This is a genomic window from Weizmannia agrestimuris (assembly GCF_943193165.1).
Taxonomy (GTDB): Bacteria; Bacillota; Bacilli; order Bacillales; family Bacillaceae_C; genus Weizmannia; species Weizmannia faecalis.
The window spans coordinates 81,336-96,314 of sequence record NZ_CALPDC010000001.1; the positions used below are offsets into that span (position 1 = coordinate 81,336).

Annotated in this window: 15 protein-coding genes; all 15 read left to right on the forward strand. The window is 48.6% G+C overall.

Annotation, left to right across the window (positions count from 1 at the left end; genetic code table 11):
* Nucleotides 1-9 precede the first annotated feature (9 nt).
* The 15 genes from NFR98_RS00430 (at nucleotide 10) to NFR98_RS00500 (ending at nucleotide 14,883) form a co-directional block, all read left to right on the forward strand.
* On the forward strand, nucleotides 10-2,058 hold the full coding sequence (locus NFR98_RS00430; protein ID WP_026684647.1) for a chemotaxis protein CheA: 2,049 nt from the start codon (nucleotides 10-12) through the stop codon (nucleotides 2,056-2,058).
* 52 nt (nucleotides 2,059-2,110) lie between these two features.
* On the forward strand, nucleotides 2,111-2,539 hold the full coding sequence (locus tag NFR98_RS00435; RefSeq protein WP_019721099.1) for a chemotaxis protein CheW: 429 nt from the start codon (nucleotides 2,111-2,113) through the stop codon (nucleotides 2,537-2,539).
* A gap of 11 nt (nucleotides 2,540-2,550) precedes the next feature.
* On the forward strand, nucleotides 2,551-3,189 hold the full coding sequence (locus tag NFR98_RS00440) for a chemotaxis protein CheC (protein ID WP_013859114.1): 639 nt from the start codon (nucleotides 2,551-2,553) through the stop codon (nucleotides 3,187-3,189).
* A complete protein-coding gene (locus tag NFR98_RS00445; RefSeq protein WP_017554487.1) occupies nucleotides 3,182-3,682 on the forward strand; it encodes a chemotaxis protein CheD in 501 nt (166 codons plus the stop codon). The genes NFR98_RS00440 and NFR98_RS00445 overlap by 8 nt, the downstream gene beginning before the upstream one ends.
* Nucleotides 3,683-3,738: 56 nt before the next feature.
* The gene (locus NFR98_RS00450) at nucleotides 3,739-4,512 is read left to right on the forward strand and encodes a FliA/WhiG family RNA polymerase sigma factor (protein ID WP_013859116.1); all 774 of its coding nucleotides are present in this window, start codon (nucleotides 3,739-3,741) and stop codon (nucleotides 4,510-4,512) included.
* 9 nt (nucleotides 4,513-4,521) lie between these two features.
* On the forward strand, nucleotides 4,522-5,067 hold the full coding sequence (locus tag NFR98_RS00455; protein WP_026684648.1) for a hypothetical protein: 546 nt from the start codon (nucleotides 4,522-4,524) through the stop codon (nucleotides 5,065-5,067).
* A 144-nt stretch (nucleotides 5,068-5,211) separates the two neighbouring features.
* A complete protein-coding gene (gene rpsB / locus NFR98_RS00460; RefSeq protein ID WP_014095427.1) occupies nucleotides 5,212-5,967 on the forward strand; it encodes a 30S ribosomal protein S2 in 756 nt (251 codons plus the stop codon).
* Nucleotides 5,968-6,098: 131 nt separating this feature from the next.
* Nucleotides 6,099-6,983 carry a translation elongation factor Ts gene (gene tsf, locus NFR98_RS00465; RefSeq protein ID WP_014095426.1) on the forward strand — a complete coding sequence of 295 codons (885 nt, stop codon included), beginning with the start codon at nucleotides 6,099-6,101 and terminating at the stop codon, nucleotides 6,981-6,983.
* A 130-nt stretch (nucleotides 6,984-7,113) separates the two neighbouring features.
* Entirely contained in the window at nucleotides 7,114-7,839 is a 726-nt protein-coding gene (gene pyrH / locus NFR98_RS00470; protein ID WP_014095425.1) for a UMP kinase, read from the forward strand.
* Nucleotides 7,839-8,396: a ribosome recycling factor gene (gene frr / locus NFR98_RS00475; RefSeq protein WP_026684649.1), complete on the forward strand. Its 558-nt coding sequence runs from the start codon at nucleotides 7,839-7,841 to the stop codon at nucleotides 8,394-8,396. The genes pyrH and frr overlap by 1 nt, the downstream gene beginning before the upstream one ends.
* Nucleotides 8,397-8,758: 362 nt before the next feature.
* A complete protein-coding gene (gene uppS, locus NFR98_RS00480; RefSeq protein ID WP_014095423.1) occupies nucleotides 8,759-9,553 on the forward strand; it encodes an undecaprenyl pyrophosphate synthase in 795 nt (264 codons plus the stop codon).
* Complete coding sequence (locus NFR98_RS00485) at nucleotides 9,550-10,353, forward strand: phosphatidate cytidylyltransferase (RefSeq protein ID WP_026684651.1); 804 nt, start codon at nucleotides 9,550-9,552, stop codon at nucleotides 10,351-10,353. The genes uppS and NFR98_RS00485 overlap by 4 nt, the downstream gene beginning before the upstream one ends.
* 18 nt (nucleotides 10,354-10,371) lie before the next feature.
* Nucleotides 10,372-11,517: a 1-deoxy-D-xylulose-5-phosphate reductoisomerase gene (locus NFR98_RS00490; protein WP_061087338.1), complete on the forward strand. Its 1,146-nt coding sequence runs from the start codon at nucleotides 10,372-10,374 to the stop codon at nucleotides 11,515-11,517.
* A gap of 63 nt (nucleotides 11,518-11,580) precedes the next feature.
* Nucleotides 11,581-12,840, forward strand: coding sequence for an RIP metalloprotease RseP (rseP, locus tag NFR98_RS00495; protein WP_014095420.1), 1,260 nt, complete (start codon nucleotides 11,581-11,583; stop codon nucleotides 12,838-12,840).
* Between the two features lie 333 nt (nucleotides 12,841-13,173).
* Nucleotides 13,174-14,883 carry a proline--tRNA ligase gene (locus tag NFR98_RS00500; protein WP_014095419.1) on the forward strand — a complete coding sequence of 570 codons (1,710 nt, stop codon included), beginning with the start codon at nucleotides 13,174-13,176 and terminating at the stop codon, nucleotides 14,881-14,883.
* Nucleotides 14,884-14,979: the final 96 nt, after the last annotated feature.

Genomic DNA, 14,979 nt, shown 5'->3' on the forward strand with positions numbered 1-14,979 from the left:
GTGGTATAGATGGAAATGAGCCAGTACTTGGAAGTGTTTATTGAAGAAAGCAGGGAACATATCCAGTCGTTAAACGAAAATGTGCTGCTGCTTGAAAAAAGCCCGGATGACTTGCAAATTGTCAATGAAATTTTCCGTTCCGCCCACACATTGAAAGGGATGTCGGCAACAATGGGGTATGAAGACCTCGCCAACCTGACTCATAAGATGGAAAATGTGCTTGATGCCATTCGGAACGGGAAGCTGTCTGTAACACCGGACATTATCGATGTGATTTTTACTGCGGTGGACCATCTGGAAGCGATGGTGGAATCGGTTGCAAACGGCGGGGACGGCAAAATGGATGTGAGCGGGACAATCGCCCGCCTGGAAGCGGCAGAACAGGGTTCGGCCGGAGAGAAGAAGGCGGAGAAAGAAGCTTCGGCCGCCACAGCGGAAAAGGCGGAAACAGAGGAAGACGAATTTGACCAGTACGAACAGGCCGTGATTGTTCAATCAGAAGAACAAGGGTACAGCTGTTACCAGTTCACGGTAACATTGCGCAGCGATTGCCTTTTAAAAGCGGCGCGGGTATTCATGGTATTTGATATCCTTGAAAAATGCGGCGAGATTATCCATTCCGATCCGCCGGCCGACCAGCTGGAAGAAGAGCAGTTCGACAATGAATTTAAGGTGACGCTGATCTCAAAAGAGGACAGGGAAGAGATCCGCCAAAAAATCTGTAAAGTATCAGAGATTGAAGATGTCAAAGCAAGCACCGTGACCCTCTCAAAACCGGAGAGCGGACAACACCTGGAAACGGCAGAACCGGAGAAACCGGCAGCAGAAGAGAAAAAACAGGCTGCACCGGACATAGCGGAAAAGCATCCGCAAAAACCGGCGAAAAAGCATCCGCAAAAACAGAAACATACAACGAAGACGATCCGTGTGAACATCGAGCGGCTGGATAATCTGCTGAATCTATTTGAAGAGCTGGTCATTGACCGCGGGCGCCTCGAACAAATTGCAAAAGAAGTGAACCATCCGGAGCTCAATGAAACCGTTGAAAGGATGTCCAGAATTTCCGGCGACTTGCAAACGATCATTTTGAACATGCGGATGGTGCCGGTCGAAACGGTGTTTAACCGTTTTCCGCGGCTTGTCCGCCAGCTGGCAAGAGAATTGCACAAAAAAATGGATCTCGACATTATCGGTGCCGAAACAGAACTGGACCGCACCGTCATTGATGAAATCGGCGACCCGCTTGTCCATCTGATCCGGAATTCGTGCGACCACGGCATTGAACAACCGGAAGAAAGAAAGCGGGCAGGAAAGCCGGAAACAGGGACAATTACGTTAAAAGCTTACCACAGCGGCAACCATGTGTTTATTGAAATCGAAGACGACGGCGCCGGCATTAACCGTGAAACAGTGCTGGAAAAAGGCATTGAAAAAGGCATTGTCAAAAAGGAGGAAGCCGGCAGTTTAACAGACAGCCAGATTTATAACCTGATTTTTGAATCCGGTTTTTCAACCGCTGACCATGTATCTGATATTTCCGGCCGTGGTGTCGGGCTGGATGTGGTGAAATCAACTATTCAATCATTGGGCGGCTCGATTTCTGTCCATTCCGCAGAAGGGCGCGGATCCGTCTTTACGATTCAGCTGCCGCTTACCCTGTCGATCATTTCCGTCATGCTCGTGGAAATCGGGACGGAAAAATATGCTGTCCCGTTATCCTCTATTGTAGAGACGGCCATTATTAAGAAGGGCGAAATATTAAAAGCGCATCACCAAAAAGTGATCGATTTCCGGGGCAAAGTGGTGCCGCTTGTCTTTTTGAATGAAATATTTGAAGTTCCGGACGCAAAGCAAAATGATGAATATGTCTCCGTACTGATTGTGCGGAAAGGGGAAAAACTGGCTGCGTTTGTGGTGGACGCCTTTATCGGCCAGCAGGAAATCGTATTAAAATCTTTAGGGAATTATTTAACGAATGTATTTGCCATTTCCGGGGCCACCATTCTTGGAAACGGCCAGGTTGCCCTTATCATCGACAGCAATGCGCTGATTAAATAGAAAACAGGGTGCTTGCCGCCCATTTCATTGCGCAGGAAAGAGGTTGAGATCGTTGGAGAAAGTGATCGTATTTCAGTTAAATGATAAAGAGTATGCCCTGCCGGTTACGCAGGTTTTGGCCATTGAAAAGCTGCAGCATATTACAAGAGTGCCGCTTACCGCTCCTTTTATACTTGGCGTGATGAATTTGCGCGGTGTCATTATCCCGGTCATTGATCTGAAAAAACGGTTTGGCATGGAGGATGACACGGGCGCTGATACGGAGGAACGCAAGCTGATCATCGTCCGGTTTGGAGAGATTGAAACGGGCCTGCTTGTGGACGAGGCGACGGATGTCCTGGATATCGACGAAAAAAAAGTGGAACCCGAGCCGGAAGTGGTAAACGCGGGCAAAGAGGACTTTATTTCCGGTGTGGCGAATATAAACCAGAGGCTTTTGCTGCTGCTTGATTTAGAAAAAACTTTAACGCCATTACAATAGGGGTATTTTAAATGGATATTAAAAATAAAATCACAAATCTTCACCTTGATGTCTTAAAAGAAATCGGGAATATCGGAGCGGGGCATGCCGCAACGGCACTTTCCAAATTGCTGCATAAAAAAATCAAAATGACGGTTCCGGATGTCCATATTGCTTCTTTTGAAGAAATCATGGATCTGATCGGCGGTGCTGAGCTCGTTGTGGTGAGCGTGTTTTTACGGATTGAAGGCGATGCACCCGGCAATATTTTTTTCATCGTGCCGGTTGCCCAGGGCGAACGATTCATTAAAGAAATGATCGGGGATCCGTCGTTTTCTTTTGAAAAACCGCCTTATCCGGAGCTCGGGCTGTCGGCGATGCTGGAGCTGGGCAATATTTTGTCGGGGTCTTATTTAACGGCGCTTTCCGATTTTACGAAGCTGGATATGCTGCCTTCCGTCCCGGCGCTCAGCATTGATATGTTCGGATCCATTATCAGCTACGGTTTGATTGAACTGTCCCAGGTCAGCGATTATGCCATCGTGATTGATACGGTGCTGAGCGATGAGCAGGCGGAAAATTCCGATATGAAGGGGCATTTTTTCCTCTTTCCGGATCCGGATTCTTATGAAATCCTGTTCCGTGCGCTAAGGGTTGAATTAAATGGATAGCGAAATGAACATCGTCAAAGTGGGCATTGCGGAAATGAAGATTGTCACTTCTCCCGGCCTGATCAGGACCACCGGGCTTGGCTCATGCGTTGGCGTCGTCCTGTACGATTTGCCGGCCAAAACAGCCGGGCTTGCCCATGTGATGCTGCCTTCATCCTTCATTGCGAAGAACGGGGAGCATATGAATAAAGCAAAATTTGCGGATACCGCCATTTTTGAGCTGATCGGCATGCTGAAAAGCGTAGGCTGCCACCAGAGCAGGCTGTTGGCAAAAATCGCCGGCGGAGCCGAAATGTTTTCTTTTTCTTCCATGAATGAAGCAATGCGGATCGGGCCGCGCAATGTCGAGGCTGTAAAACACGAACTGAAAAAGTACCGCATTCAATTGGTGGCCGAAGATACCGGGGGGAAAAGCGGCCGCACGATTGAATTTAACCCGGAAAATGCCGTGCTGACCGTGAGAACGGTCAACCAGGGATCTGTCGAAATATAATGAGGGCCGCCCCTTTGTTTTCGGGAAAAGGCAATGGCAACAAGGAGGGATGCGATATGGCGGAGGAGCCAATACAGGGTGAAGAGCAGAAAGACTGGGATTTGTGGCTTAAATCCCGTGATCCGGAAGCCGGGAATGCCCTTGTGAAAAGATATATGCCGCTTGTTTCTTTCCATGTCCAAAGAATTGCCGCCGGGCTTCCCCGCAACGTATCGAAAGAGGATTTAAAAAGCCTCGGCATGTTCGGGCTTTTGGATTCATTAAACAAATTTGATCCGTCCCGCGAACTGAGATTTGATACATATGCTTCTTTTCGGATCCGCGGCGCGATTTTGGACGGCCTGCGGAAAGAAGACTGGCTGTCAAGGGGCACGAGAGAAAAAGCGAAAAAAATTGAAAGCGCCATTGAAAAGCTGGAGCAGAAATACTTGCGCGCCGTTTCTCCGAAAGAAGTCGCTTTGGAGCTTGGCATGGAAGAAACGGAAGTCTGCACAACGATGAATGAACAGTTTTTTGCCAATGTCCTGTCAATAGAAGAAACGGGCACCGACAATGATGAACCGGAAGCGGCATCCCGGCTCGTGTCCGGGGAACGGAATAATGGCCAGCCAGAATCCGAACTGGAAAAGAAGGAAACCGTAAAGGAACTGGCAGAGGCCATCCGTGCCCTGTCGGAAAAAGAGCAGCTTGTGCTGGGCCTCTTTTATCAGGAAGAATGCACGCTGACAGAAATCGGCGAAGTGATGGGGCTTTCCACTTCCCGCATTTCCCAGATCCATTCGAAGGCCATTTACAAACTGCGGAATATTTTGGAAAAACGGTTGCTGTAATCAGAGGGGGTGAATCAAACGGTTATTTTTTTCCTCATTCTTTCTTTCCTATTTAATGCGCTCTCCATTTTTGCCATCATCCTGCTCTATTTACGGCAAAACCGCTTTGCCCGGGCAGAACAGAACGTCAATAAAATGGTAAAGGAAATCGAAGACATCTTTTCCGTATACCTGATGGAGCTAAAAGAAGAAAACGATGCTTTTATCAAAAAAATGAAAGCAGGCAGGATGAAGGAGGCCGGGCCGGCGGAAAAAGCAGGGCCGGAAACGGGACAGCCGGGTTCGGAAACAAAACAGCCGCCTGAGACAGAAGAAACAGCGGAACTGAAGTCAGATGCGCTCATCCAGGTATCCGCAAACCGGGCGTACCGGAATGCGGCCCGGCAAATTTCAGGGGAACAAAGCGATGGGCAGCTTCAGGAAGAAAAAAGCCTTTTGCAAAAAGTGAATGATTTGCAACAAAACGGGTATACTGTTGATGAAATTGCCCAAAAATTAAATAAAGGCCGCACGGAAATCGAGCTGCTTCTCAAATTTCAGACAGGACGCGGATAATGCTTGATTCGCATTTTTTTTTATGGTATAGTAATCGTTGGTGTTATCACACACGCTTCATGATTTAAAGGACGGTGCTGCTTTTAAGCGGTCTCCTTTTGAAAAGGATTGGGGCGGAGGAAAAAAACCATAGGAGGAAATAAAATGTCAGTAATCTCAATGAAACAACTGCTCGAAGCCGGTGTCCATTTCGGCCACCAGACGCGCCGCTGGAACCCGAAAATGAAAAAATACATTTTCACGGAACGGAACGGCATCTATATTATTGACCTGCAAAAAACGGTCAAAAAAGTAGAAGAAGCTTATAACTTTGTAAAAGATCTTGCAGGCAACGGCGGAAATATTCTGTTCGTCGGCACGAAAAAACAGGCGCAGGAATCCGTTAAAGATGAAGCGGAACGTTCCGGCATGTTTTACGTGAACCACCGCTGGCTTGGCGGAACCTTAACCAACTTTGAAACGATCCAAAAACGGATTGACCGTTTGAAACAAATCGAAAAAATGGAAGAAGACGGCACATTTGATGTCCTTCCGAAAAAAGAAGTCGTCCAGTTGAAAAAAGAACACGACCGTTTGGTGAAATTCCTTGGCGGCATTAAAGATATGCGGAACCTGCCGGATGCATTGTTTGTAATCGATCCGCGCAAAGAACGCATCGCGGTAGCGGAAGCAAGAAAATTAAACATTCCGATTATCGGGATTGTGGATACAAACTGCGATCCGGATGAAATTGACTATGTCATTCCGGCAAACGATGATGCGATCCGTGCGGTCAAACTTTTGACCAGCAAAATGGCGGATGCTATTGTGGAAGCAAAACAGGGCGAAGAAGGTGCCGCTGAAGTTCCGGCCGAATCCGGCGAAGCAGCGGGCACGGAAGAAACGACTGTCGAAGCCTGATCCGTTTTCCGGCCGGGGTTTGACAGCGGCCGCACCTTACCCAAAATATCCCAATAAAAAAGGTGATAAGAAGGTTTGTGCTTATCACCTTTTTTTAGGGAGACGTACATAAACTTGAAGGAGGAAATCCGATGGCAATTACAGCTCAAATGGTGAAAGAACTTCGTGAAAAAACCGGCGCAGGCATGATGGATTGCAAAAAAGCGCTGACGGAAACGAACGGCGATATGGAAAAAGCGGTGGACTATCTTCGTGAAAAAGGGATCGCAAAAGCGGCGAAAAAGGCAGACCGCGTTGCTGCAGAAGGAACCACTTACGTATTAAGCGAAGGCAACCACGCCGTCATTCTCGAAGTCAATGCCGAAACAGACTTTGTTGCAAAAAATGCAGAATTCCAAAACCTTGTAAAAGAAATCGCTGAACATTTGCTTCAAAGCAAACCGGCCGATCTGGATGCCGCTTTACAATCAACAATGGCAAACGGATCGACTGTCAATGATTTTATTACACAGGCGATTTCCAAAATCGGTGAAAAAATTTCGCTCCGCCGTTTTGCCCTGAAAACGAAAACGGATAACGGTGCGTTCGGCGAATACCTCCACATGGGCGGCCGTATCGGTGTGCTCACTGTTCTTGAAGGCACAACCGATGCTTCTGTTGCAAAAGACGTTGCCCTTCATGTTGCAGCGATGAATCCGAAATACATCTCCCGCGACCAGGTTTCGGAAGAAGAAGTGGCCCATGAACGCGAAGTATTAAAACAACAGGCGCTGAACGAAGGCAAACCGGAAAAGATTGTGGAAAAAATGGTGGAAGGACGCTTGAAGAAATACTTCGAGGAAATTTGTGTGGCAGACCAGGCGTTTGTCAAAAATCCGGATCAAACGGTTGGGCAGTTCGTCGCTTCCCATAATGCAAAAGTGGCAGATTTTGTCCGTTATGAAGTCGGCGAAGGCATTGAAAAACGCCAGGAAAACTTTGCTGAAGAAGTCATGAATCAAGTGAAGAAAAACTAGTTTTAAAAGGGGAACACAGTGTGTTCCTCTTTTTAAAAGAAGGCAGGATTTTAACCTTGCAAAAAAAACGCCCCGTTTACCGGCAAAGATGGACCGGGGCAATTTTACATAACCATATTGGAGGTTCAAAATGGACACCCCTAAATATAAACGTGTCGTATTGAAATTAAGTGGTGAGGCATTGGCTGGAGAGCAGGGCTTTGGTATTCATCCGACGGTCATCCAGTCCGTCGCGCGGCAAGTAAAAGAAATTGTCGAGCTTGGCGTTGAAGTGGCGATTGTCGTCGGCGGCGGCAATATTTGGCGCGGCAAGATCGGCAGCCAGATGGGAATGGACAGGGCAACGGCTGATTATATGGGCATGCTCGCCACGGTCATGAATGCAATGGCCCTTCAGGACAGCCTGGAACAGAGCGACGTGGAAACACGCGTGCAGACTTCCATTGATATGCGCCAGGTGGCAGAACCTTATATCAGAAGGCGGGCCATCCGCCATCTGGAAAAGGGTCGTGTCGTTATTTTTGCCGCCGGTACGGGCAACCCGTTTTTCTCCACCGATACGACCGCCGCGCTGCGTGCAGCAGAAATTGAAGCCGATGTCATTTTAATGGCAAAAAATAATGTGGACGGTGTTTATTCTGCCGATCCGAAACTGGACAAAGATGCTGTGAAATATGAAGAGCTTTCATATCTGGATGTCATCAAAGACGGCCTCGCTGTCATGGACTCCACCGCGTCCTCTTTATGTATGGACAATGACATCCCGCTTATAGTATTCTCAATTATGGAGGAAGGAAACATCAAACGCGCCGTCTTGGGCGAAACCATTGGGACAATCGTTAGGGGGAAAATATGATGGCAAATCAGGTCATTGACACTGCAAAAGATAAAATGGCAAAAGCAATCCAGGCTTTTCAGCGCGAACTCGGCTCCATCCGTGCGGGGCGTGCAAACGCGGCCCTGCTCGATAAAATCACGATAGATTACTACGGCGCTAGGACACCTGTAAACCAGCTTGCGTCCATTTCCGTGCCGGAAGCGCGCCTGATGGTGATCCAGCCGTATGATAAAACGGTGCTGGGTGAAATTGAAAGGGCCATTTTAAAATCGGATCTCGGCCTTACGCCGAATAATGACGGTTCCGTGATCCGCCTATCTATCCCGCCTTTAACGGAAGAACGGAGAAAAGAACTGGTGAAGCTCATCAAAAAAGAAGCGGAAGAAGCAAAAGTTGCCATCCGTAACGTGCGCCGCGATGCCAATGATGAGCTGAAAAAGCAGGAGAAAAACGGTGAGATTACAGAAGACGAGCACCGCGGCTTCGCGGAAGACGTCCAGAGAATCACCGACCAGCACATTCAAAAAATCGATAAAATGACAAAAACAAAAGAGCAGGAAATTATGGAAGTCTGACTGCCGGACAAAAAACTTCCGTTGGCAAGCGGCCGATGGAAGTTTTTTATTATGTTATCAGTGCGCGCTTTTCCCGGGAGCATGGAATGTTCCGGTTCTAAAATCCTGTCATATTGCCGGAAAATGGGGCTACACACGCGTTTAAAAGGGGATACAAAGCCGGTTTTCCATACACCCCCAAACCAAATGGCCGGATCGTTTAAAAAACAGAACTACACAAACGCATCCATTTTCTCTATAATAGAGGTTGGCAAATGGAATACAAAGGTCATACCACTTTTGCCGGAAACGACTGAACACGTATGGCCGCGGTACCGTGCATAAAGTTGCAGGCGGATACCATTTGGAGGGCAAATGTGCATATGAATTTAAAAAGATGGAAATCTTTCGATAAAGAAGGCCGCGACACGACAACCCGCGGCGAAAAAGTGAAAGCTGCCGCCATCCCGGAACATGTCGCCATCATCATGGACGGCAACGGAAGATGGGCGAAAAAACGCCATTTGCCGCGGGTGGCCGGCCATCACGAAGGCATGAAAACCGTCCGGAAAATTACCCGTATCGCCAACCGGCTCGGAATCAAAGTATTGACGCTGTATGCTTTTTCAACAGAAAACTGGAAACGGCCAAAATTAGAAGTGGAATACTTAATGAAGCTGCCGGAAGAATTTTTATCCACTTATCTTCCCGAGCTGAAAGCGGAAAATGTGAAAGTGCAGATGATGGGGTGCAAAGAAAAAATCCCGCTTCATACTCAAAGGGCCATCAATAAAGCGATCAGTGAAACGGCGCAAAACGACGGGCTGATTCTCAATTTTGCGTTGAACTACGGGAGCAGGGATGAAATTATGCGCGCCGTGAGAAATATTTTAATGGATGTAAAAAATGGTATAATGAATGAAAACGAGCTGACCGAGGAAGTGTTCCACCAGTACTTAATGACGCACGGCCTGCAGGACCCCGACCTTTTAATCCGGACGAGCGGGGAAATCCGGCTCAGCAATTTTATGTTGTGGCAGCTGGCGTATACGGAGTTTGTGTTTACCGATGTGTTATGGCCGGATTTTAATGAGGAACATTTTTTAAGTGCGATTGAAGAATATCAAAAACGTTCCCGAAGATACGGCGGTTTAAAAAGTGAGGAGCAGTCTGAATGAAGCAGAGAATCATTACAGCCATCGTGGCAGCAGCTTTTTTTATTCCTTTTGTGGTATACGGGAGATGGCCGTTTGCGCTGCTCGTGTATGCCATGGCGACCGTTGCGCTATACGAGCTGTTGCGGATGGGAAAACAGTCATTTTTTTCCTTTGGCGGCATCCTTTCCGTCCTGCTGCTGTGGCTGATTTTATTTCCATCAAAGTATATGCATGTCATCGCACAAACAGGCTTTTCAAAGCTTGAATTGGTGTATATGATCGTGCTGCTTTTTCTTGCCTACATGGTGATGACGAAAAACCGGTTTACATTTGAGCAGGCGGGTTTCCACATTTTGTCCGCCATCTACGTTGGCATCGGCTTTTATTATTTTATTGAAACAAGAAATGCGCCAGATGCGGGCATAACCTATATTTTTTACGCCCTGTTTCTCATTTGGGCAACGGATTCCGGCGCTTATTTCATCGGACGGGCTTTTGGAAAGCATAAGCTGTGGCCGGAGATCAGCCCGAATAAAACGGTTGAAGGCGCGCTTGGCGGCGTACTGTGTGCGGTCATTGTTGCTGTGCTGTTTTTTTTGTTTTCCGATATCGGTCTCGGTCTCGGGCGGCTCATGATTTCCACGGTCGTCCTCTCCGTTTTCGGCCAGATCGGGGATTTGGTGGAATCCGCCTATAAACGGCATTACGGGGTAAAAGACGCAGGGAAAATCCTGCCCGGGCACGGCGGCATTTTGGACCGCTTCGACAGCTTATTGTTTGTCCTCCCGCTTATCCATTTTTTAAAAATGATGGCGGGATAGAAAAAGAGGTGGATAGCATTGAAGCAAATCAGCTTATTGGGGGCAACGGGCTCCATTGGCACGCAAACGCTGGATGTGATCCGGAACCATCCGGAAGCATTCCGGCTCGCTGCCTTTTCAGCAGGGAAAAATCTCAACTTAACGAGGAAAATTATTTCGGAGTTTCATCCGGCGCTTGTCTCTGTCGCTGACAAAGAAGACTGTGCCCGGCTGAAAACCGAATTCGGGGACAGCCCGGTTGTGCTCTACGGGGAAAAAGGGATGGTCGAAACGGCGGTATATGCCGAATCGGATATTTTGGTCAATGCGGTGCTTGGCAGTGTCGGGCTGTTGCCGACTTTGGAGGCGATCCGGGCGGGGAAAACTGTTGCGATCGCCAATAAAGAAACGCTCGTCACAGCTGGCCACCTCGTGATGGATGCAGCAAGGCGCGCCGAAACTGAAATTCTTCCGATCGACAGCGAGCATTCCGCCATTTTTCAATGTTTGCAAGGGGAAAACCGGGATGAGATCGAACGGCTCATCATTACCGCATCCGGCGGCAGTTTCCGTGATTATACAAGGGAACAGCTTGAAACCGTCACCGTAAAAGATGCGCTGAACCACCCGAATTGGTCGATGGGCGCCAAAATCACGGTTGATTCGGCAACAATGATGAATAAAGGGCTCGAAGTCATTGAAGCACACTGGCTGTTCGGCCTTCCCTTTGAAAAAATTGATACTATCCTGCACCGCGAAAGCATCATCCACTCTCTCGTCGAATTCCGTGACAGCAGCGTAAAGGCGCAGCTCGGGATGCCCGATATGCGCATCCCGATTCAATATGCGCTCGGATTTCCAAAAAGGTTGCCGCTACCGGATGCAAAGCGGCTCGATTTGGCGGAAATCGGCCGGCTTCATTTTGAAAAAATGGATGAAGAACGCTTTTACTGCCTGAAACTTGCCTATGAAGCCGGAAAAGCCGGCGGATCGATGCCGGCCGTGCTGAATGCGGCCAATGAGGTGGCGGTCCATGCCTTTTTGCAGGAAAAAATTTCGTTTTTGCAAATTGATCAGTTGATTGAAAAGGCGCTTGCAAGGCATAATGTAATTATACACCCTGATTTGGAAACGATCTGGGCCGTTGACCGTGAGACGCGGGACTATGTGGCCTCGCTCATATAAGCGGGAGCTTGCCCGGAGTTCCTGAAAAAGGCGGAGACTATTTTAAAGTAAGGTGGTATTCATTTGACGACAGTTATAGCCTTTATTTTGATTTTTGGTTCACTTGTCATTTTCCATGAAGCCGGGCATTTCTTTGTTGCCAAAAAAGCCGGGATTTTATGCCGCGAATTTGCGATCGGATTCGGCCCGAAGATCCTTTCGTTTAAGAAAAACGAAACGCAGTATACCGTCCGCCTGCTTCCGATCGGCGGATACGTACGGATGGCGGGGGAAGACCCGGATATGCCGGAGTTGAAGCCAGGCCAGCGGGTTGGGCTGCTTTTCGATGAAAACGAAGCCGTTGAAAAAATCGTGGTGAACGGAAAAGACCGGTATACCGGATTGCGCATGATTGAAACGGAATCTGCAGATCTGGAACGTGCGCTTGTAATCAAAGGCTATGAAGAAGGCGATGATGAACACCTCCGGACGTTTAAAGTGAAAAGGGATGCCGTGCTTGTCGAAGACCGGATGGAAATGCAAATCGCGCCTTGGGACCGCCAGTTTGCCTCCAAATCGCTTGGGAAGCGGGCGCTCACGATTTTTGCGGGCCCGCTCATGAATTTCGTTCTGGCAGCCCTTGTCTTTACCCTTATGGCCGTGGTGCAGGGGGTGCCGATGACCGATCCGGTGCTCGGAACGGTTGTCAAGGACAGTGCTGCGGCAAAGGCCGGGCTGCATAAAGGGGATACAGTGATCAGCATTGACGGTGCCGAAATCTCGACGTGGAATGACATTGTCGACGTGATCCAAAAACACCCTGATGAAAAAATTACGTTTACAGTGGAACGGAACGGCAAAACAATGGACATTCCGGTGACGCCAAAAAGCATTTCAGAGGACGGGAAGACCATCGGGAGAATCGGCGTGACCAGCCCGGTTGACCATTCCCCGCTGAAAGTAGCCACGTACGGCATTACACAGACATACGTTTGGACGGTGGAAATTTTTAAACTGCTTGGCCACCTGATCAGCGGCGGCTTTTCCATTGATATGCTGTCAGGCCCTGTCGGCATTTACAAATCAACAGAGACCGTCGCCAAGTCGGGCATCATTTATTTGTTTAAATGGGCAGGATTGTTGAGCATCAACATCGGGATTATGAACCTGCTCCCGCTGCCGGCTTTAGATGGCGGCAGGCTGCTGTTTTTCGGCATCGAAGCATTGCGGGGCAAACCGATTGACCGGCAAAAAGAAGGCATCGTCCATTTTATCGGTTTTGCGCTCCTGATGCTGTTGATGATTATTGTCACCTGGAATGATATCCAAAGATTTTTCCTGTAAAGTTTCCGGTTTCGAGGGGGTTCCAGCGGGCCCTGTTGCAAAAGGGCCTGCTTCCTTACCTGCTATACGGAGACGGTTATAAAATGGATTTGCATTTTTGATCCGCCATTAGCCCGGTTTGGCCCGCTCGTCTTCACAAGCAACGCCAAATCTTCGTATTTTTACCGTGCGGATCCCTTTTAAAATCTGCATTTCTAGCACCCTGGCCCGGCTTTTGATTTACAATCTCTTACCATCCAACCTTGGACCTGGTTTGCTGAATCGGGGGAATAGAAACGAAGGAACGTAATCAACGCGACTGATCTATAATAAATGAATACGGGAGTGCGATGTATGAAACAGAGCAAATTGTTTATTCCGACATTGCGGGACGTACCGGCAGAAGCCGAGGTGAAAAGCCATCAGCTGCTGCTCCGTGCCGGTTACATACGGCAAATTGCAAGCGGTGTTTATACGTATTTGCCGCTCGCGAAAAAAGTCTTACATAAAATTGAAGCGATTATCCGCGAAGAATTGGAAGCTATCGGTTCCATGGAATTGCTGATGCCGTCCCTCCAGCCGGCGGAATTGTGGCAGGAATCGGGGCGCTGGTATTCTTACGGGCCGGATTTGATGCGCCTTAAGGACCGGCATGAACGGGACTTTGCGCTCGGGCCGACGCATGAAGAAGTGATCACAAGTTTAATTCGGAACGAAGTAAAATCGTATAAACGCCTGCCGCTTTCTTTATACCAAATTCAAACGAAATTTCGGGATGAAAAGCGCCCGCGTTTCGGCTTGCTGCGCGGACGGGAATTCATCATGAAAGACGCGTATTCTTTCCATGCCAACAAAGAGAGCCTTGATGAGACGTATAAGGATATGTATCGGGCTTATACCAATATATTCTCGCGGTGCAAACTGGATTTCCGCGCCGTATTGGCGGACTCGGGCGCGATCGGCGGGAAAGATACGCAGGAGTTTATGGTGCTGTCTGAAATCGGGGAAGACACCATTGCGTATTCCGACTCATCCGATTATGCGGCAAATATTGAAATGGCGGAAGTGAAGACCGTTTACACAAAGCCGGATGAAGCGGAAAAACCGCTCGAAAAAATTCCGACCCCGGGGCAAAGAACGATCGCGCAAATTGCGGACTTTCTAAAGGCAGATCCTGAAAAATGCCTGAAGACCCTTGTGCTGAAAGCGGATGATGAATATGTCATTGTGCTGGTCAGGGGCGATCATGACGTAAATGAAGTCAAAGTCAAACATCTTCTCGGTTCTGAAACGATTGAAATGGCAGATCCGGAAGCCATCAAGTCGATCATGGGGGCGGATCCCGGTTCGCTCGGCCCTGTCGGCGCGCCGGAACAGATCCGGATTTTGGCCGATCACGCCGTCCGCTATGTAGTCAACGGCATTTGCGGTGCCAATGAGAATGACTTCCACTATGTGAATGCGAATCCGGAGAGGGATTACCGCGTCGATCTATATGGGGATCTCCGCAATATCCAGGAAGGCGACCCGTCACCGGACGGAAAGGGAACGATCCGGTTTGCACGCGGCATAGAGGTCGGGCATATTTTCAAACTCGGCACAAAATACAGTGAGGCCATGCACGCCGCCTTTTTAGACGAAAACGGCAGGGAGCAGGTCATGTTGATGGGGTGTTACGGGATTGGTGTCTCCCGCACTTTAACAGCAGTGTGCGAACAGCATAACGATGATAAAGGGCTTGTTTGGCCTGTCAATCTGGCGCCGTTTGACGTGCATCTCGTTCCGGTAAATATGAAGGATGCCCAACAATCCGCCCTTGCAGAATCGCTCCATGCGGAACTTGAAAAGCAGTTTACCGTCTTGATGGATGACAGAAACGAGCGCCCGGGTGTGAAATTTGCGGATTCCGACCTGATCGGCCTGCCTGTCCGGGTAACCGTCGGGAAAAAAGCGGCGGAAGGCATCGTCGAAGTGAAAATCAGAAAAACCGGGGAAGTGCTCGAAGTGAAAAAAGAGGATTTGGCCGAGACAATTTCTAATATTTTAGCACAACTTGCTTCATGACAGGGGCATCGGCTTACCGGCCGGTGCTTCTCTTCTTTTCCTGCAAAAAAGAGGCAGAAAATGTTTTGCCTGGAAAATTTCAACACCCGAACCTTT

What these genes read in the sequence shown, in the direction of transcription:
- NFR98_RS00430 (WP_026684647.1), top strand. Translation starts at nt 10, where the DNA reads ATGGAAATGAGCCAGTACTTGGAAGTGTTTATTGAAGAAAGCAGGGAA.
- NFR98_RS00440 (WP_013859114.1), top strand. Translation starts at nt 2,551, where the DNA reads ATGGATATTAAAAATAAAATCACAAATCTTCACCTTGATGTCTTAAAA.
- NFR98_RS00445 (WP_017554487.1), top strand. Translation starts at nt 3,182, where the DNA reads ATGGATAGCGAAATGAACATCGTCAAAGTGGGCATTGCGGAAATGAAG.
- NFR98_RS00450 (WP_013859116.1), top strand. Translation starts at nt 3,739, where the DNA reads ATGGCGGAGGAGCCAATACAGGGTGAAGAGCAGAAAGACTGGGATTTG.
- rpsB (WP_014095427.1), top strand. Translation starts at nt 5,212, where the DNA reads ATGTCAGTAATCTCAATGAAACAACTGCTCGAAGCCGGTGTCCATTTC.
- tsf (WP_014095426.1), top strand. Translation starts at nt 6,099, where the DNA reads ATGGCAATTACAGCTCAAATGGTGAAAGAACTTCGTGAAAAAACCGGC.
- pyrH (WP_014095425.1), top strand. Translation starts at nt 7,114, where the DNA reads ATGGACACCCCTAAATATAAACGTGTCGTATTGAAATTAAGTGGTGAG.
- frr (WP_026684649.1), top strand. Translation starts at nt 7,839, where the DNA reads ATGGCAAATCAGGTCATTGACACTGCAAAAGATAAAATGGCAAAAGCA.
- uppS (WP_014095423.1), top strand. Translation starts at nt 8,759, where the DNA reads ATGAATTTAAAAAGATGGAAATCTTTCGATAAAGAAGGCCGCGACACG.
- NFR98_RS00485 (WP_026684651.1), top strand. Translation starts at nt 9,550, where the DNA reads ATGAAGCAGAGAATCATTACAGCCATCGTGGCAGCAGCTTTTTTTATT.
- NFR98_RS00500 (WP_014095419.1), top strand. Translation starts at nt 13,174, where the DNA reads ATGAAACAGAGCAAATTGTTTATTCCGACATTGCGGGACGTACCGGCA.